At 74.6% G+C, this 16,547-nt stretch carries 16 protein-coding genes; 3 read left to right on the plus strand and 13 right to left on the minus strand.

Annotation, left to right across the window (positions count from 1 at the left end; genetic code table 11):
• Positions 1-105: 105 nt before the first annotated feature.
• A complete protein-coding gene (locus tag HUT06_RS21020) occupies positions 106-591 on the minus strand; it encodes a MerR family transcriptional regulator (RefSeq protein ID WP_254715303.1) in 486 nt (161 codons plus the stop codon).
• Between the two features lie 62 nt (positions 592-653).
• On the opposite strand from HUT06_RS21020, the gene HUT06_RS21025 reads away from it, so the two are divergent.
• Positions 654-1,598 (plus strand): NAD(P)/FAD-dependent oxidoreductase, encoded by a 945-nt coding sequence (locus tag HUT06_RS21025; protein WP_176197299.1) that lies wholly within the window; start codon positions 654-656, stop codon positions 1,596-1,598.
• A gap of 4 nt (positions 1,599-1,602) precedes the next feature.
• The gene (locus HUT06_RS21030) at positions 1,603-3,072 is read left to right on the plus strand and encodes an MDR family MFS transporter (protein WP_176197300.1); all 1,470 of its coding nucleotides are present in this window, start codon (positions 1,603-1,605) and stop codon (positions 3,070-3,072) included.
• A gap of 137 nt (positions 3,073-3,209) precedes the next feature.
• Here HUT06_RS21030 and HUT06_RS21035 read toward each other — a convergent pair whose 3' ends face one another.
• Positions 3,210-3,710 carry a MarR family winged helix-turn-helix transcriptional regulator gene (locus HUT06_RS21035; protein WP_176197301.1) on the minus strand — a complete coding sequence of 167 codons (501 nt, stop codon included), beginning with the start codon at positions 3,708-3,710 and terminating at the stop codon, positions 3,210-3,212.
• 65 nt (positions 3,711-3,775) lie between these two features.
• Between HUT06_RS21035 and HUT06_RS21040 the strand changes: the two genes are divergently transcribed.
• A complete protein-coding gene (locus HUT06_RS21040; protein ID WP_176197302.1) occupies positions 3,776-4,162 on the plus strand; it encodes a nuclear transport factor 2 family protein in 387 nt (128 codons plus the stop codon).
• A 139-nt stretch (positions 4,163-4,301) separates the two neighbouring features.
• Here the strand turns inward: HUT06_RS21040 and HUT06_RS21045 are convergent, their stop codons facing one another.
• The 11 genes from HUT06_RS21045 to HUT06_RS21095 form a co-directional block, all read right to left on the minus strand.
• A complete protein-coding gene (locus tag HUT06_RS21045; RefSeq protein WP_176197303.1) occupies positions 4,302-5,783 on the minus strand; it encodes a sialidase family protein in 1,482 nt (493 codons plus the stop codon).
• A gap of 166 nt (positions 5,784-5,949) precedes the next feature.
• Positions 5,950-7,050: an alanine racemase gene (locus HUT06_RS21050; RefSeq protein WP_176197304.1), complete on the minus strand. Its 1,101-nt coding sequence runs from the start codon at positions 7,048-7,050 to the stop codon at positions 5,950-5,952.
• Positions 7,047-7,874 carry an amidohydrolase family protein gene (locus tag HUT06_RS21055; RefSeq protein WP_176197305.1) on the minus strand — a complete coding sequence of 276 codons (828 nt, stop codon included), beginning with the start codon at positions 7,872-7,874 and terminating at the stop codon, positions 7,047-7,049. Before HUT06_RS21055 ends, HUT06_RS21050 begins: the two co-directional genes overlap by 4 nt.
• Positions 7,871-8,770 carry an IclR family transcriptional regulator gene (locus HUT06_RS21060; RefSeq protein ID WP_176197306.1) on the minus strand — a complete coding sequence of 300 codons (900 nt, stop codon included), beginning with the start codon at positions 8,768-8,770 and terminating at the stop codon, positions 7,871-7,873. The genes HUT06_RS21055 and HUT06_RS21060 overlap by 4 nt, the downstream gene beginning before the upstream one ends.
• A 48-nt stretch (positions 8,771-8,818) precedes the next feature.
• On the minus strand, positions 8,819-10,396 hold the full coding sequence (locus tag HUT06_RS21065) for an amidohydrolase family protein (protein WP_176197307.1): 1,578 nt from the start codon (positions 10,394-10,396) through the stop codon (positions 8,819-8,821).
• Positions 10,393-10,860 carry a RidA family protein gene (locus HUT06_RS21070; protein ID WP_176197308.1) on the minus strand — a complete coding sequence of 156 codons (468 nt, stop codon included), beginning with the start codon at positions 10,858-10,860 and terminating at the stop codon, positions 10,393-10,395. The genes HUT06_RS21065 and HUT06_RS21070 overlap by 4 nt, the downstream gene beginning before the upstream one ends.
• Before the next feature lie 14 nt (positions 10,861-10,874).
• The gene (locus HUT06_RS21075) at positions 10,875-11,927 is read right to left on the minus strand and encodes an ABC transporter ATP-binding protein (RefSeq protein WP_176197309.1); all 1,053 of its coding nucleotides are present in this window, start codon (positions 11,925-11,927) and stop codon (positions 10,875-10,877) included.
• A complete protein-coding gene (locus HUT06_RS21080) occupies positions 11,914-12,936 on the minus strand; it encodes an ABC transporter ATP-binding protein (RefSeq protein WP_176197310.1) in 1,023 nt (340 codons plus the stop codon). The genes HUT06_RS21075 and HUT06_RS21080 overlap by 14 nt, the downstream gene beginning before the upstream one ends.
• The gene (locus tag HUT06_RS21085) at positions 12,933-13,847 is read right to left on the minus strand and encodes an ABC transporter permease (RefSeq protein WP_176197311.1); all 915 of its coding nucleotides are present in this window, start codon (positions 13,845-13,847) and stop codon (positions 12,933-12,935) included. Before HUT06_RS21085 ends, HUT06_RS21080 begins: the two co-directional genes overlap by 4 nt.
• Complete coding sequence (locus HUT06_RS21090; RefSeq protein WP_176197312.1) at positions 13,844-14,803, minus strand: ABC transporter permease; 960 nt, start codon at positions 14,801-14,803, stop codon at positions 13,844-13,846. The genes HUT06_RS21085 and HUT06_RS21090 overlap by 4 nt, the downstream gene beginning before the upstream one ends.
• Before the next feature lie 59 nt (positions 14,804-14,862).
• Positions 14,863-16,503 carry an ABC transporter substrate-binding protein gene (locus tag HUT06_RS21095; RefSeq protein WP_176197313.1) on the minus strand — a complete coding sequence of 547 codons (1,641 nt, stop codon included), beginning with the start codon at positions 16,501-16,503 and terminating at the stop codon, positions 14,863-14,865.
• Positions 16,504-16,547: the final 44 nt, after the last annotated feature.

Here is a 16,547-nt window from a genome sequence, read left to right on the forward strand (position 1 = left end):
TCCCGCCGCGGCCGCACCACCGGCGGGCGCGGCCGACGCCCGCGCCCCGCACCACCAGAGGGGCCGGTCCCTGCTCCGGCGCCGCCGGCCCCGTGTCTTCGCCGGTCAGCGGGCCTCGCCCGTGACCGCGACCGGCCCCCGGCCGTCGGCGGGGGCGGCGTCCGCGACCACGCACCCGTCCTCGCGGAGGTGCTGCGGCACGACTCCGCTCTCGGCCAGACGCCGGTAGTCGGGGCACTGGGTGAAGTCGTCGGCTCCGCACCGCATGAGGTGCTCGATGAGCGCCTTGGACGCCGCGATCTCGTGAAGCCGCCGCTCCAGTTCCGCGTGGTGGCGCTCCAGCAGCGCCCGCCGCTCGGCCCGGCCCGAGACGGTGAGGACGTCGCGGATCTGCTCCAGGCTCATGCCCGCCGCCTTCGCGCGGATGATCGTCATCACCCGGACGACGTGGTCGCGGGTGTAGCGGCGGCGGCCGTTGACCCGGGCCGCCGGGGTCAGCAGGCCCATGGCCTCCCAGTGGCGCAGGACGTGCGCGGCGAGGCCGAACCGCTCGGCGAGCTCCCCGATCCGCATCGAGTCACTTGACTTCATGTTGACATTAACTTGCAGAATCGGCCGCACGTCAAGTGACGACCGATCAACGGAGGCAGGAGATGTACGACGTCGCCATCGTGGGCGGGGGCCCGGCCGGTACGGCCGCCGCGCTGGCCCTCGGCCGGGTCCACCGCCCGGTGCTGCTGATCGACGGCGGGGAGGGCCGCAACGCCGCCGCCGACAACGTGCACAACTTCCTCACCCGGGACGGCACGCCCCCCGCGGAACTGCGGCGGCTCGCCCGCGAGGAACTGGCCGCCTACCCGGCCGTCCGGACGAGGACGGGGAACGTCGCCGGCGCCCGCCCGCTGGACGGGTCCGGCTTCCACCTGGAGCTGTCCGACGGCGGGACCGCGTCCGCGCGGCGCCTCCTGCTGGCCACCGGCCTGGCCGACGACATCCCCGGACCGCGCGGCGCCGAGGAGCTGTGGGGCCGCTCGGCGTTCCACTGCCCCTACTGCCACGGCTACGAACGCACCGGCGAACAGGTCGCCGTGCTCGGCGCGGGACCGGCCCGGATACGGCTGGCGCTGCAGTTGAGCCGCTTCGCCGGCGATGTCGCCCTGTGCACCGGAGGCGAGCCGCTCGACCCGGCGGCGCGGGCCGCGCTGCAAGAGCACGGTGTCGCCGTGCGCTGCGAGCCCGTCGCCCGCCTGGAGGGGACGGACGGCCGCCTGGAGCAGATCGTCTTCGACAACGGCACGTCCCTGGCCCGGCAGGCGGTGTTCGTCGTGAACGTGCCGCGCCAGCGCTCCGACCTGCCCGGCCGGCTCGGCTGCGCCGCCTTCGCCGACGGTTGCGTGGAGGTCGACGAGTTCGCCCGGACCAGCGTCCCCGGCGTGTACGCGGCCGGGGACATGGCGCGGCGGGCCGGTGTGCCGGTGCCGCTGGCCGCGGTCATCGCCGCGGCGGCGAGCGGCACCGTCGCCGCGGCCGTCCTCGACCAGGACCTGCTCAGCGCCGACTTCGGCCTGCCCGACCCCCTCGCGCGGGCAGGGAGCTGAACCCATGGTGTCCGCAGACTCCCCGAAGACCGCCTCCACCGCCCTGAACGAGCGCGGCGGCAACGTGCCGCTCGCCACGGCCGGCCTGCTGATCGGCATGCTGCTGTCGGTCCTGGACCAGACGGTGGTGGCCATCGCCCTGCCCGACATCGCCGCCGACCTGGGCGGCATGGACTCCATCGGCTGGATCGTCACCTCCTACGTGCTGGCCTCCACCGCGACCGGCGCGCTCTACGGCCGCGTCAGCGACCGGTTCGGGCGGCGCCCGGTGTTCCTCACCGCCGTCGCCGCCTTCATCGCCGGCTCGGCGCTGTGCGGTCTGGCCCAGACCACCCCTCAGCTGATCGCCGCCAGGACCTTCCAGGGCATCGGAGCCGGAGCGCTGTTCGTGCTGCCCACGATCGCGCTGTCGGAGCTGTACCCGCAGCGGCTGCGCGGCCGGGTCCAGGGCTACACCGGCGGCGTCTTCGCGCTGGCCAGCGTGGGCGGCCCGCTCGCCGGCGGCGCGATCACCGACGCCTGGGGGTGGCGCTGGATCTTCTACGTCAACCTGCCGCTCGGCCTGCTCGCCATGGGCGCCGCCGCGCTCGGGCTGCGGCTGCCCAGGCCGGGCGGCGGCGGCCGGGTCGACCTGCCCGGCGCGGCGCTGATCGCGGGCGCGGTGGTGAGCCTGCTGCTGGTGGCCGAATGGGGCGGCCGCACCCATGCCTGGACGTCCCGGACGATCCTCGCCCTGATCGGCGCGGTGGCGGCGCTGGCGGTGCTCTTCGTGTGGCGGGAGGGCCGCGCGGCCGACCCGCTGCTGCCGCCGCGGCTGTTCGCCGACCCCGTCCTGCGCGTCGCGCTCCCCGCCACCGCGCTGCTCGGCGCGCTGCTCGGCGGCTCGATCGTCTACCTGCCCACCTACCTGCAGGCCGCGTACGGGATGGGGGCCACCGAGGCGGGCCTGGCGCTCAACCCCTACGTCCTGACGTTCATGGCGGTGTCCTCGCTCGCCAGCGCCCGCATCGGCGCCGACGGCCGGTACAAGCCCTACCTGGTCGCCGGGTCGGCGGTCGCGGTGCTCGGGTTCGCCCTGCTGAGCCGCCTCACGCCCGGCACCCCCTACGCCGTGCTGGCCGTGGAGATCGCGGTGCTGGGCCTCGGGTTCGGGCTGCTGATGCAGAACCTGGTGGTCGTGGCGCAGAACGCCGTCCCACCCGCGGACCTGGCCGCCGCCACCTCCGCCGCGGTGTCGGTCCGCGGGCTGGGCCTGTCGCTCGGCGTCTCGGTCTTCGGAACCCTCCTGGCCCGCGAGACGCAGGGCCGCGCCCCGGGCCCGGAGACGACCACCGCCGCCATCCCGGACGTCCTGCTCTGGGGCGCCCCGGCCGCCGCCGTCCTGCTGGCACTGACGGCCCTGCTGCCCCGCAGGCTCCAACACCCCTCCGCGACACAGCAGGCAGCCAGAACACCCGCCGACACGGCACCGTGATCTCCGAGCACCCGAAGCAGGACTGATCCTTCCGGAGGCACCCGCCGCGACCGAGGCCGCGGCGGGTGCCTCCGGCCCGTTCTTCAGGGCGTGAAGACGGTGAATCCTGCTTCCCGTCCCAGCGCGAGCCCGCTCGTTCAGGTGAGGGAGGTGTCGCCGAGCGACTGCAGCAGGGTGCGCAGCGCGTCGGCCAGACCGTCCGCTTGGTCGCGGTCGAGGGCCTGGAGCAGGCGTGCCTCGTTGGCGATGTGCAGGGCGAACAGGCCGTCGATGGTCTGGCGGCCGTGGGGAGTGAGCCGGATCCGCACCGTGCGGCGGTCGACGGGATCGGGGACCCGTTCGACGAGGTCCTTGGCCACCATGCGGTCGATGCGCTTGGTGACGGCGCCCGAGGTGACCATGGACGCCTTGACGAGCCGGCCCGGGGTCAGTTCGCAGGGCTCGCCCGAACGCCGCAGCGTGGTCAGAACGTCGGCCTCGCTGCTGTCCAGACCGTGCCGGCGGAAGAAGTCCTGGATCTCCGCCTCCAGCAGCCGGGCGAGCCGCTGGATCCGGCCCACCACCCCCACCGGCCATACGTCCACGTCGGGACGCTCCCGGCGCCAGGCGTCCATCACCGCGTCCACGGCGTCACCCATCCCGCACCCCTCCTGCTAATCTCTTAGCAGTATCTTACCAGTAAGAGACGTGAGGGAAGGTGCCCATGCGCAACATGGAAGCGGTCCGGGCCGCCTACCGGGCGTTCACGGACGGCGACCTCGACCGGTTCGTCGGGTCGCTCGACCCCGGCTTCGTCTCCCGGCAGTCGGAGGCGGCCCCCTGGCGCGGCACGTACCGGGGGCACGAAGGCGTGCGGGAGATGTTCGGCAAGGTCGCCGAACGCGCCGATGCCACCTACGAACCGGCCCAGTTCATCGAAGGCCGGGAGCACATCGTCGTCGTCGGCGACGCCCGCCTCACCCCTCGCGGCACCGGCACGGCGACCACCGTCCGGGAACTGCACGTCTGGCACGTCGAGGACGGCCGGCTGCTCGGCCTGGAGGTCTTCCTCAACGCCCCCGCACCGCTCCTGGCCGCGCTCGGGGCCTGAGAAGGAGATGGCGTCGTCCTGCCCGGCCGGTTCGCGGTGAACTCGGCGGTCCCGGTGCGAATCGTGGAAGGGCGGCGGCCTCGCCGGCCGCTAGGGCCGGCGAGGCCGAGTCCCCGTGGGCAGGGGCGAGGTCCGCTCGTCAGCGGGCGGCGGGGGAGCGGAGGCCCAGTTCGGCGAGGACGGCCCAGCCGGCGGAGTGGGTGATGTCCACCCGGACGGCGTCGATCGGGGTGCCGGGGCCGACCCGGAACCAGGCGAGGCCGTCGCCGTAGCGGACGCGGTCGTCGAGGTCGCCGATGGTCCGCCAGGTGCCGTCCGGAGTGCGGACCTTGATCGTCGCCGCTTCGGCGTGGCCGGGCTTGAGGGCGACGCCGGCCTCCAGGACGCGGCGCGGCTCGTCGAAGGCGACGGTGTACCGGGCGGGTGCGGCGGCGGCCTTCCAGGCGGCGTCGTGGTAGCCGACCACGCCGTCGATCGCGCCGGCCGGGCCCACGTTCGGCCGGCCGGCGGCGGTGTACGTCAGGTCGGTGTCGATGGTGAGGCGGCCCGCGGCGTGCAGGGCGGCCAGGTCGACGCGGCGCGGGTCGGCGGGCTCGTCGCGGATGCCGGCGACGTCGACGAAGTCGCCGACCAGCCGCCTCTCGGCGGAGTCGAAGCCGAGGACGAGGACCCGGCCGGGACGGACCTCGGCGACGGCGGGGTTGGCCTGGTCGCCGGTCCCCGAGTCGTACACCAGTGCGCGCGGCGCGCCCGTCCACGGGCGGCCGGGGTCGCGCAGGACGGCTCCGACGGTGCCGCGCCGCTCGGTGAAGTGGCCGGACAGGTCGCCGTAGGCGAGGAAGACGTCGCCGTTGCGCAGGACCTCGGTGTGGGCCGAGGAGGTCACCAGGTCGATCTCGGCGGGGGCCGTCCAGGTGCGGCCGCCGTCGCGCGACCAGGACTCCTGGGAGTTGACGGCGCCCATCGTGGACGCCGCCGTGCCGACGCGCAGCAGGGCGTGGACCGTTCCGCCCGGCAGGACGGTGAGCACCGGCTCCTGGTAGTGGGTGCCCTGCGCGGACGCGATCAGCGACTCGGTGCCCGCGTGCCAGGACGCGCCGCCGTCCAGGCTGCGCACCACGGTGGCGCGCTGCCAGCGGTCGTCGGGGACGGTGCCGTAGAGCGGGACGATCAGCTCGCCGGAGGGCAGTTCCTTGATCTGCCCGTGGCTGGCCGCCCAGCCCAGCTCATAGGTGTCGACGATGTCGGACTCGCCGCTGAGCGAGGTCCCCACCGCGACCGGCTCCGACCAGGTCGCGCCGCCGTCGTCGCTGTGCCGGACGAACACCCCCATCGGCTCGGCCGGGGAGACCGAGTAGTCGATCTGGAACCAGCTGAGCAGCAGCCGGCCGGACCGCAGCTGCGTGATCATCGGGTCGCGGTCGTCGTAGGGGGAGTCGTGCACGGTCCGCGGCGCCGACCAGGTGCGGCCGCCGTCCCCGCCGGCCAGCATCAGCAGCCGGCCGTCCTGCCCGGTGTGGCCGGCGCCCTCGCGCGCCACCGCCAGCAGGGACCCGTCGTTCAGCCGCTCCATGTTCGGGAAATGCAGTTTCTTGCCCGGGGCGGCCTGGGCCACGATCACGTCGGGCCGGTCCGGAGACGAGGGAATGGACGGTGCCGCGTTCGCCACGGCCCCGGAAAACCCGAGAGTGAGCAGCGCGGTCAGGGCGATGGCGGTACTTCGACGGAGTCGCATACTTCCGGGATGCAACACGGAATACCATTCCATGTCAACGCTCGAACGGCGCTTAATAGCGAGCCTCGATCGGGTGGCTTTCCATGGCCCGGGTGCCCTCGACGAAATGCAGCGCGCTCCACATGTTGGTGGTGCCGCAGGCGTGGTTGGGGACGATCCGGACCAGGTCGCCGACCCGCAGACCGGACGTCCCCGGGCCGGTCAGGTAGCCGTGCTCCTCGTTGCCGGCGGCGAACTCGACCCCGTCCAGGGGACGGCCGGACGGGTCGCACACGATGCCCAGGATCCCCGCGGTCGCGATGGTGTCGGAGCTCATCGCCTTGATGCCCGCGTCGATGATGACGGTTCCCGGGCGCTGGGCGCTCGTGACGCGGGCCAGGACGGTCTGCGCGCACTGCTCGATCCGGGCGCTGCCGAGGCCGACCTGGTTGCCGTCGAAGTAGACGTACGTACCGGGACGGGCCTCGGTGACCCCGGCGGCGAAGGGCGCGGACGTCGCGCCGGGCGTCGAGCCGACCGAGACCAGCGGGCACGCGTGGCCGGCGGCGCGCAGCGCCTCGGCGACCTGCGCGAGCGTGCGACCCGCCAGGTCGCCCGCCGCCTCCAGGCCGGCGCGGTCCGGGCCGTGCGCGGCCAGGTGGCCCTCGTGGGTGAGGACGCCCCGCAGCTCCAGGGCGGGCAGGGCGGTGAGCGCGGCGGCGGCCGCCACGGCGCGGTCGGGGTCGACGCCCGCCCGGTGCAGGCCCGTGTCGACCTCCAGCACGAACGGGACGGCGACGCCGGCGGAGGCGGCCGCCTCCGCGAGCGGTGCCGCGGCTTCGAGGGAGTCGAGCGCGATGGTCAGCCCGCCCCGGCGCAGGGCTCGGACGGCGAAGGCGACCTTGGCGGGGCCGACGGGCTGGTGCGCCCACAGGACGTCGCCGACGCCCTCGTCCTGGAGCAGCCCGACCTCGGCCGGGGTGGCGCAGGTGAAGCCGACCGCGCCGTGGGCGAGCTGGCGGCGCGCGACCGCCAGGCACTTGGAGGTCTTGAAGTGCGGGCGCAGCGCGACCCCGGCGGCGCCGATCGCGGCCGACATGGCGGCCAGGTTGGCCTCCATGCGGGCGCGGTCGACGAGCAGGGCGGGCGTCGGCAGCTCGTCCAGGGGCGTCATGCGAGGCCCATCTGCGGGCGCGGGTCGCCGTCCAGCAGCCACTCGACGGTCTCCTTCCTGATCTCGGGGAAGCCGGAGGGGCGCTGCCCGACCATCTCGCGCAGTCCGGCGACGGCCTCGGCGGGCGTCCAGAGCGGGAAGTCCGAGCCGAAGACGAGCTTGTCGACCACGTCCCACTCCTGCGCGCGGGCCAGCGCGAGGTAGCCGTCCATCGGCCGGGCCCAGGACGCCGACACGTCGGAGTACACGCGGCGGTTCTTGCGCAGCGTCACGATCGTCTCGCGCTGCCACGGGTGCCCGAGGTGCGCGATGATCTGCACCAGGTCCGGGTGGCGGCGGGCGACGTCGTCCACGACCAGCGGGTTGCTGACCGACAGGTCCCCGGCCGGGCTCGGGGTGGCGCCCATGTGCCACAGGACGACCAGCCCCGCGTCGGCCGCGGCCCGGTAGAACGGGTCGTGGCGGGCGTCGCGCGGGTCGAACAGCGCCAGCACCGGGTACAGCTTGATGCCGCGCAGGCCGCGCGCGACGCCGTCGGCGAGCTGGTCCAGGACGTCGGGGTCGGTGGGGTCGAGCGCCATGAACCCGATCGTCTCGGTGGCGGTGTCCGCGCAGAACCCCTCGGTGTGGGCGTTCGGCGTGAGGATCCCGGCGGCGGTGGCGCGGATGCCGAACACGCACGCGGCCGTCACGTCCGCCATGGCGCGGTCGTAGTCGGCGGCGGTGAACTCGTGGGCGCCGCGCCCGTAGACGGGCTTCCAGTGGTCGTCCCACTCGTGGCCCCAGTGCTCGGGCCGCTGGCAGTGGGTGTGGAAGTCGATCAAGAATCCTCCCGGGGACGGGGCAGGTCGGAGCGCAGGGACGAGTGCAGGTACTCCAGGGCGGCGACGACGTCGGCGTCGGCGGCGAGATCGGCGGCGGCGGCGCGCAGCAGGTCCAGGTAGCGGCCGCGGCGGTCGCCGTCGAACTCGGCGGACGGCCCGGACACGCTGAGCGCGGCGACGCAGGCGCCGTCCACCTCGACCGGCGCGGCGACGCAGCGCAGCCCGACGCTGCCCTCGTTGTCGTCCAGGGCGTGGCCGCGCTCGGCGGTGTCCCGCAGTTCCGCGGCCAGCGCGGCGGCGGTCGTCAGCGTGTGCTCGGTGCGGGCGGGGAACGGCTCGGGCGGCAGGTGCGGGGCGAGGTCGGCCGGGTCGAGCCCGGCGAGCAGCATCTTGCCGAGCCCGGTGCAGTACGCGGCGTCGCGGGTGCCGGGCGTGGTGTGGAAGCGGATCGGCCGGTCGGGTTCGCGGACGCACACGTGCAGGACCTCGCGCCCGTCCAGCACGCCGAGGTTGGCGGTCTGCCCGGTCGCCTCGGCCACCTTCGCCAGGTGCCCGCCCGCGACCTGGGACAGGTCCAGCCCGGTCAGGTACGCGGTGGACAGGGTGAGGGTCTTGTGGCCGAGCCGGTAGGCGGGACGCTCGTCGGCGCGGACCACGTACCCCATCTCCTCCAGGACGGCCAGGAGCCGGACGAGCGTGCTCTTGGGCAGGCCGGTGCCGGTCGAGAAGTCGTTCAGGGTCAGCGTGCCGCCGCGCGCGGCGAGCCGTTCCAGCAGCGCCAGGCCGCGGGCGAGCGCGTTGGCGTGGTAGTTGGCGGCCGCGGGGCGGTCGTCGTCCACGTTGCGGCGGCGGGCCGCGGGACGCGTCCCGGATCCCGTCCCTCTGGCTGTTTCCATCGGTGCCTCGTCTCCGTTCGGGGAATGCGCGCTGCGGGGGATGCCCGGTCAGGGGATACGGAGGATCTCGCCGGGCCGGGCGCCGCGGTGCGCGCCGTCCTCGACCACGGTCCGGCCGCCGACGACGACCGCGGAGATCCCCTCCGGATACCGCTGTGGTGCTGCGAACGTAGCCCGATCGGCGATGCGGGCGGGGTTGAAAACGACGATGTCGGCGTGGGCCCCGCCGCGCAGCACCCCGCGCCCCGCGAGCCCGGCCCGTTCGGCGGCGGCGGACGTGCACTTCCGGACGGCCTCGGCGATCCCGATCCTGCCCGTCCGGACGTGGTCGGCGAACAGCCGCGGAAAGCAGCCGTACGAGCGGGGGTGCGGCGTGCCGCGCCCGGTCGGCCCGTCGGGGTCGAGGGCCTGGCCGTCGGAGCCGATGACGGCGGCGGGATGGGTGAGCGCGTCGGCGAGGTCGCGCTCGCTGCGCCCGCCCGCCACCATCTGCACGCCGTTGCCGTGCTCGGCGACGAGGTCGAGCGCGGCCTCCGGCGGGTCGGTGCCGGCCTCGGCGGCGAGATCGGGCAGGGTGCGCCCGCCGACGGCGATGTCCTCCCACGCGTTCGGCATGCCGCGCCACTCGTCCCGGACGCGGGCGCGGACGGCGGGCTCGGTGAGCCGGGCCCGCATCGGCCCCTCGCCGCCCTCCTGCGCCCACGCGGGCAGCAGCTGCGACAGCGGCGCGTTCCCGGCCAGGTAGGGGTAGATGTCGAAGGCGACGTCCAGGCCGGCGTCCCGCGCGTCGTCGATCAGCTCCAGCGCCCGCGCGACCGAGCCGTGGTTGCGCCGCCCGACCGCGACCAGGTGCGAGATCTGCGTGCGGCACCCGGTCGCCGCCGCGACCCGCAGCGCCTGCCGCACCGAGTCGAGCAGCCCGTCGGCGTAGTCGCGGACGTGCCAGGCGAACAGCCTGCCGTACGCGGCGGCGGTGCGGCCGAGCGCCTCCAGCTCGTCCTCGCGGGCGTAGCAGACGGGCGCGTAGACCAGGCCGGTGGACACCCCGGCGGCGCCCGCCGCGAGCGCGTCGCCGAGCAGGCCCCGCATCCGGTCGAGCGCGGCCGCGTCGGCCGGCCGGTCGCCGAACCCGACGGCCGCCGCGCGCAGCGGCGTGTGCGCGACGAGCGCGGCCACGTTCACCGACGGGCGCGCGGCGCCGAGCGCGGCGAGGTAGCCGGGCAGGTCGGTCCAGTCCCAGCGGACGGACGGGTCCAGGTCCAGGTAGCCGGCGGCGGCGCGCAGGGCCTCAATGTGGGTGCGGGGGGTCGTCCCCTCACAGTGAGGCGGGTCGGCGACGGGGGTGACTCCGAGGCCGCAGTTGCCGACCACGACGGTCGTGACGCCCTGCCGCACGGCGCTGTGCGCCCGCGGGTCGGACAGCAGCGTCAGGTCGGAGTGGGTGTGGACGTCCACGAACCCGGGTGCCACGATCTGCCCGGACGCGTCGATCGTCCGCGCGGCCGGACGTCCCGCCAGGTCGCCGACCGCCTCGACGCGGCCGCCCTCGACGGCGACGTCGGCGCGGCGCGGCGCCGACCCGGTGCCGTCGGCGAGCGTCCCGCCGGTGATGAGCAGGTCCGTCATGGCGTGCGCAGCCGGAAGGTGGCCTGCACCTCGACCGGGCTGCCGGTCGGCAGCGCGGCGACGCCGAGCGCGACCCGGGCGTGCCGTCCGGCGCCGTCGCCGAACACCTCGGTGAACAGGGCCGTCGCCGCGTCCGCGACCAGGTGCTGGTCGGTGAACCCGGGCGCGGACGCCACCCACACCGACACGGTCTCGACGTGCTCCACGGCGCCGAGCCCGGACAGCTCGTCGCGGACGGCGGTCAGGACGTTGCGGGCGCACTGCCGCGCGCAGGAACGGGCCGTGTCGAGCGACACGTCGTCGCCGACGCGGCCCGCGGCGATCAGCTTGCCGTCCCGGGCGGCGACCTGGCCGGAGGCGATCAGGACGGCGCCGCAACGGCGCGCGGCGGCGATGGACGGCCGTTCCCCCGCGGGCCCCGGTTCCAGGGCGGAGGCGGCCAGTCGCTGGTCTGCGTCGTGCACTACGGCTCCTTAGGTCAGGCGGTGGCCAGCACGTCGGCGGGCTCGGCGAAATGGCAGGCGGCCGGGTGGCCGACGCCGTCGCGGTCGGTGAGCGCGGGCGTCTCGGTGGCGCAGATGTCGCGCGCCTTCCAGCAGCGGGTCCGGAACCGGCATCCCGACGGTGGGTCGATCGGGCTCGGCACGTCCCCGGTCAGCATGATCCGCTCCCGGCCTTCGCGGGCGCCGGGCCGCGTGCGCGGCACGGCCGACAGCAGCGCCTGCGTGTACGGGTGCGCCGGGCTCCGGAAGATCTCGTCCCGGGTGCCGCGCTCCACGATCGTCCCCAGGTACATCACGGCGATCTCGTGCGAGACGTGCCGCACCACCGACAGGTCGTGCGAGATGAACAGGTACGCCACGCCCAGCTCGCGCTGCAGCTCCCGGAGCGTGTTGACGACCTGCGCCTGGATCGACACGTCCAGCGCGCTGACCGGCTCGTCCAGCACCAGGACCTTCGGGTCGAGGGCGAGCGCGCGGGCGATGCCGATGCGCTGGCGCTGCCCGCCGGAGAACTCGTGCGCGTACCGGCGGGCGTGCGCGGGCGCCAGCCGCACCATGTCCAGCAGCTCGGCGACGCGCTCGGGGCCGCCGTCGTCGTAGCGGCCCTGCACGCGCAGCGGCTCGGCGATGATGTCGTGGACGGTCATCCGCGGCGACAACGACGCGTACGGGTCCTGGAACACCAGCTGCAGGTCGCGGCGCAGCGCGCGCAGGTCGGCGCCGCGCACGCGGGTGACGTCCCGCCCGGCCACGACGATCCGCCCGGCGGTGGGCTCCAGGAGCCGCACCACCATCCGCCCGGTGGTCGTCTTCCCGCAGCCGGACTCGCCGACCAGGCCGAGGGTGCGTCCGGCGCGCAGCGAGAAGTCGACGCCGTCGACCGCGTGGACGCTGCCGGTCCGCAGGCGCAGCGGCCCCGACCGGACGGGGAAGTGCTTGGCGAGGCCGGTGACGGCGAGGACCTCCTCGTCCGGCCCGGCCCGGTCCGGCCGCGCCCGGTCCGGCGGTGCCGCGTCAAGCTCGGTCATCGGTCTCCTCCTCGGCCATCTCGTCGTGGAAGTGGCAGGCGCTCGCCCGTCCCGGCCCGGCCGGGGTCAGCTCCGGGCGCTCCGCGCGGCACCGGTCCCGCGCCATCGGGCAGCGGGGCGCGAACGCGCAGCCCCGCGCGACCTCGCCGGGCAGCGGCGGGGACCCGGGGATCGGGGTCAGCTCGCCGGCGTCGCCGTCCAGCGCGGGCAGGCTGTCCAGCAGCCCCCGCGTGTACGGGTGCCGGGGCGCGTCGAAGATCGCCGTGACGGTGCCGTGCTCGACGACCCGCCCCGCGTACATCACCACGACCCGGTCGGCCAGCTCGGCGACCACGCCGAGGTCGTGGGTGATGAGCACGGTCGCGGCGCCGGTCTCGCGCCGGGTCAGCCGCAGCAGGTCCAGCACCTGGGCCTGGACGGTCACGTCCAGCGCGGTCGTCGGCTCGTCCGCGATCAGCAGGTCGGGGTCGTTGGCGATGGCCATCGCGATCATCGCGCGCTGCCGCATGCCGCCGGAGAACTCGTGCGGGTACTGCTTCAGCCGCCGCTCCGCGCCCGGCACCCCGACCAGGGTCAGCAGCTCGGCGGCCCGCGCGCGGGCCGCGGCCCGGGACATGCCCGGCTGGTGCAGCCGCAGCGCCTCGCGGATCTGCGCGCCGACGGTGACGACCGGGTTCAGCGCGGTCATCGGGTCCTGGAAGATCATCGCGATCCGGCCGCCGCGGAGCCTGCGCAGCTCGCGGGGGCGCATCGCGCGCAGGTCGGACCCGTCGAACACGACCCGTCCCGACACCACGCGTCCCGGCGGGCGGATCAGCCCGAGCGCGGACATCGCGGTGACGCTCTTGCCCGAGCCCGACTCGCCGACCACGCCGAGCGTCTCGCCGGGCGCGACCGTGTACCCGGCGCCGTCCACGGCCCGGACGGTCTCCTCGTCGCCGGCGAACTCGACGACCAGGTCCTCGATCTCCAGCAGCGGCCCGCTCCCGGGCCCGGTGCGCGCGGTCATGTGCGTCCTCCCGGCGTGACGGCGTCGCGGAGGCCGTCCCCGACGAAGTTGACGGCCAGGACCGTCACCGCGATAGCGACGCCCGGCGGGATCCACAGCCACGGCATCGTCTGGATCAGCGTCAGGTTCTGCGCGTCGTTCAGCATGTTCCCCCAGCTGGCCTGCGGCGGCCGGACGCCGAGCCCGAGGAAGGACGCGGTGGTCTCCAGCATGATCGCCTGCGCGACGGCGAGGGTGCCGGTCACCGTGACCGGCGCCAGCGCCGCGGGGACGATGTGCTTGCGGATCAGCCACCACGCGTTCGCCCCGGACGCCTCGGCGGCCTGGATGTACTCGCGGTCGCGCAGCGACAGCGTCACGCCGCGCACCACCCGGCCGGCGACCGGCCACTGCGTCAGCCCGATCGCGACGATCAGCACGGTCACGCTCGGCCCGACGATCCCGGCGAGCACCAGGATGACCACCACGGTCGGGAACGACATCACGATGTCGGCGACCCGCATGATCACGTTGTCGACGATGCCGCCGAACAGCCCGGCGACCGAGCCGAACAGCGTGCCGACGAGGACGGCGCCGAGCGCCGCGGCGAGCCCGACCAGCAGCGACACCCGGCCCGCGTGCAGGGTGCGGGCGAACACGTCGCGGCCGGAGGTGTCGGTGCCGAACCAGTGCGCGCCGGACGGCCCCTGCCGCACCGCGTCCAGGTCGACCGCGTTCGGGTGCCCGGCGATCCACGGCGCCAGCAGCGACGCCAGCACCACCGCGCCGAGCACGGCGCTCCCGGCGACGGCGAGCCGGTTGCGGCGGAACCGCCGCACCGCCCGCGCCCGGGGCGACGCCGACGCGGCGGCCGCCCCGCCGGCGGGCGTCTTCTCCAGCGGCACCTTCGTCCGCTTCTGCGCCGTGGTCATCGCAGGCTCACTCTCGGGTCGACGACGGCGTACAGGACGTCCGCGATCAGGTTGCACAGCAGCACCAGCACCGCCACGTACAACGCGAACCCGACGATGACCGGGTAGTCGTGCTGGCCGATCGAGCTGACCGCGAGCTGCCCCATGCCGGGCCAGGCGAAGACCTGCTCGATCACCACCGCGCCCGCCAGCATCTGCGGGATCTGGTACATCACCACCGTGATCAGCGGGATCAGCGAGTTGCGCAGCGCGTGCCGCAGCACGACCCGGGCCCGCGACGCGCCCTTGGCCTCGGCCGTGCGGACGTAGTCGGCGCCGAGCTCGTCCACCAGGCCGCCGCGCACGTAGCGGGTGAACGGCCCGGCGGTGACGAACGCCAGGATCAGCCCCGGCAGGACCAGGTGCCGGAGCTGGTCGGCGGGGCCGCCGCCGCCCGGCGTGGTCATCCCCGCCGACGGCAGCACCCCCCACTTCAGGGAGAACAGGTAGATCCCGACGATGCCGAGGAAGAACGGCGGCACCGAGACCGCGGCCAGGCCGAGGACGGTGGCGCCGTAGTCGACGGAGGTGTTGCGGCGCACCGCGGCGGCCAGGCCGAGCGCCACCGACACCACCAGCGCGACCGCGAGCGCGGCGCCCATCAGCTGCAGCGTCGGGCCGACCCGCTCGCCGAGCACCGCCGACACGGGCCGGTGCCCGACGTAGGAGTAGCCGAAGTCGCCGTGCAGCGCCCCCGACAGCCAGTTCCCGTACTGGACGACGATCGACCGGTCGAGCCCCAGCTCGTGCCGCTTGGCCTCGATGAACGCCTGGCCGCCGCCGCGCATCTGCTCGGGGTCGACCATCATGCGGACGGGGTCGCCGGGCGCGACCCGCACCAGCACGAAGATCCCGACGCTGATCAGCAGGAACACGAACGCGTTCACCAGCAGGCGCCGGATGACGTAGGCCGCCACGCCTCACCTCCTTCCTTGCACGGCGGCCGGGCCGGGGGCGCGCCCCCGGCCCGGCCGGGTCAGCTCAGCTTCCAGTTCGCGAAGTCCCAGGTCCCGACCTCGTTGGTCGGCAGGCCCGCCGGCTCGAAGCCCGACAGCCGGGTCCGGTGGGCCCAGACCGCGTCCGGGTTGTAGAGCCACAGGTACGGGACCTGCGCGTTCTCGACCTTGGCGGCCTCCTGGAACAGGCTCGTGCGCTGCGCCGCGTCGGCGACCGAGTCGGCCTTGGACAGCAGCTCGTCGAGCTCGGGGTCGCAGAAGTGCGCGACGTTGCCGCCCGCCGGGTAGGCCTGGTCGCAGGCGTCGATGGTCGCGACGGTGGACGGCTCGGTGGCGTAGTTGCCGCCGCCGAACAGCGCCATGTCGTAGGACTTCTTCTCGTAGGACGACAGCAGCTCGTCCGCCTGCACCTGCTTGAGCTCCACGTTCACGCCGACGGCCTTGAGCTGGCTCTGGATCACCGTCACGGCGGTGTCGCGGTCGCGCTGGCCGGGGATCCACGACAGCGTGACGGGCTCGGACCCGTCCCAGCCGGCCGCGGCGAGCAGGCTCTTGGCCTTCGCGGGGTCGTAGGCGTAGTCGTTGGCCGCGGACGTGGCGAGCTCTCCGTAGAAGCTGGAGTTCACGACCTTGCCGGCGCCGCCGAGCACCTTGTCGACCAGTCCCTTGCGGTCGATCGCGGTGAGGAACGCCTGCCGGACGCGCTCGTCCTTGAACCGCTTCTGCGACTGGTTGAGGGCGATCCGGGTGAAGCCGGGGCTCTGGGCGGACACGACCTTGACGCCGTCCATCTTCCTCACGGTCGGCAGGTCGGTGGGGGAGACCTGGGTGAGGTCCATCTCGCCGGTGCGCAGCTGCGCGGTCGCCACGTCGGAGGTGACCGGCTTCAGGTACACCTTCTTGACCGACACCGGCTCGCGGAAGTTCGGGTTCGCCTTCAGCTCGACGTACTGGTCGGTCTTGTAGTCGACGAACGTGAACGCCCCCGAGCCGACGGTCGGCTCGGTGAAGAAGGCGTTGTCGCCGAGCCCCTTCGCCGGGACCTCGCCGAGGACGTGCTCGGGCAGGATCGGGGTGTTGCCGATCAGGCCCGGCAGCCCCGCCGCCGGCCGCGTCGTGGTGATCTTCACGGTGGTGGCGTCGGGCGCGGTCACGCCCGTGAGGGAGTCGGCCTTGCCGCCGGCGAGTTCCTTGGCGCCGGCCACCGCGGCGAACTTGCCCGCCTGCGCGCTGCCCGTCTCCGGGTCGGCGAGCGCGGTGTAGGTGAACACCACGTCCCGGGCGGTGAGCGGCTTGCCGTCGCTCCACTTCAGGCCCGGCTTCAGCTTGACGGTGATCGTCCTGGCGTCGCCGGACACCTCGGGCGCGGCGGCGGCCAGGTGCGGCTTCAGCCCGTAGGACCCGTCCGAGCCGTACAGCGAGTCGAAGATGAACGACATGACGAGCTGGTCGGGCCCGTTGTTCGGCGCGAGCGGGCTGAACGTCTTCGGCTTCTGGTACAGGTACATGTTCAGGACGCCCGCGTCCCCGCCGGCGGACTTCTGGGTGGGGTCGGAGCTGCAGGCGGCGAGCGCGCCCGCCGCGAGCACGCCGCCCAGCACGGCGGCGACGGCCCTCCGCCCGGGGCCGCGGGCCCTCGTTCTGCCGGAGCGAATGGTCATTGACTTGCCTCTTCTCGGCGGTGGCCGGGCGCCCGCCCGGCCAC

Origin of the sequence: Actinomadura sp. NAK00032 (genome assembly GCF_013364275.1) — a bacterium.
In the GTDB taxonomy this organism is placed as follows: Bacteria; Actinomycetota; Actinomycetes; order Streptosporangiales; family Streptosporangiaceae; genus Spirillospora.

What these genes read in the sequence shown, in the direction of transcription:
- HUT06_RS21050 (WP_176197304.1), bottom strand. Translation starts at nt 7,050, where the DNA reads ATGACGCCCCTGGACGAGCTGCCGACGCCCGCCCTGCTCGTCGACCGC.
- HUT06_RS21035 (WP_176197301.1), bottom strand. Translation starts at nt 3,710, where the DNA reads ATGGGTGACGCCGTGGACGCGGTGATGGACGCCTGGCGCCGGGAGCGT.
- HUT06_RS21060 (WP_176197306.1), bottom strand. Translation starts at nt 8,770, where the DNA reads ATGGAAACAGCCAGAGGGACGGGATCCGGGACGCGTCCCGCGGCCCGC.
- HUT06_RS21020 (WP_254715303.1), bottom strand. Translation starts at nt 591, where the DNA reads ATGAAGTCAAGTGACTCGATGCGGATCGGGGAGCTCGCCGAGCGGTTC.
- HUT06_RS21075 (WP_176197309.1), bottom strand. Translation starts at nt 11,927, where the DNA reads ATGACCGAGCTTGACGCGGCACCGCCGGACCGGGCGCGGCCGGACCGG.
- HUT06_RS21080 (WP_176197310.1), bottom strand. Translation starts at nt 12,936, where the DNA reads ATGACCGCGCGCACCGGGCCCGGGAGCGGGCCGCTGCTGGAGATCGAG.
- HUT06_RS21040 (WP_176197302.1), top strand. Translation starts at nt 3,776, where the DNA reads ATGCGCAACATGGAAGCGGTCCGGGCCGCCTACCGGGCGTTCACGGAC.
- HUT06_RS21025 (WP_176197299.1), top strand. Translation starts at nt 654, where the DNA reads ATGTACGACGTCGCCATCGTGGGCGGGGGCCCGGCCGGTACGGCCGCC.
- HUT06_RS21095 (WP_176197313.1), bottom strand. Translation starts at nt 16,503, where the DNA reads ATGACCATTCGCTCCGGCAGAACGAGGGCCCGCGGCCCCGGGCGGAGG.
- HUT06_RS21085 (WP_176197311.1), bottom strand. Translation starts at nt 13,847, where the DNA reads ATGACCACGGCGCAGAAGCGGACGAAGGTGCCGCTGGAGAAGACGCCC.
- HUT06_RS21065 (WP_176197307.1), bottom strand. Translation starts at nt 10,396, where the DNA reads ATGACGGACCTGCTCATCACCGGCGGGACGCTCGCCGACGGCACCGGG.
- HUT06_RS21030 (WP_176197300.1), top strand. Translation starts at nt 1,603, where the DNA reads ATGGTGTCCGCAGACTCCCCGAAGACCGCCTCCACCGCCCTGAACGAG.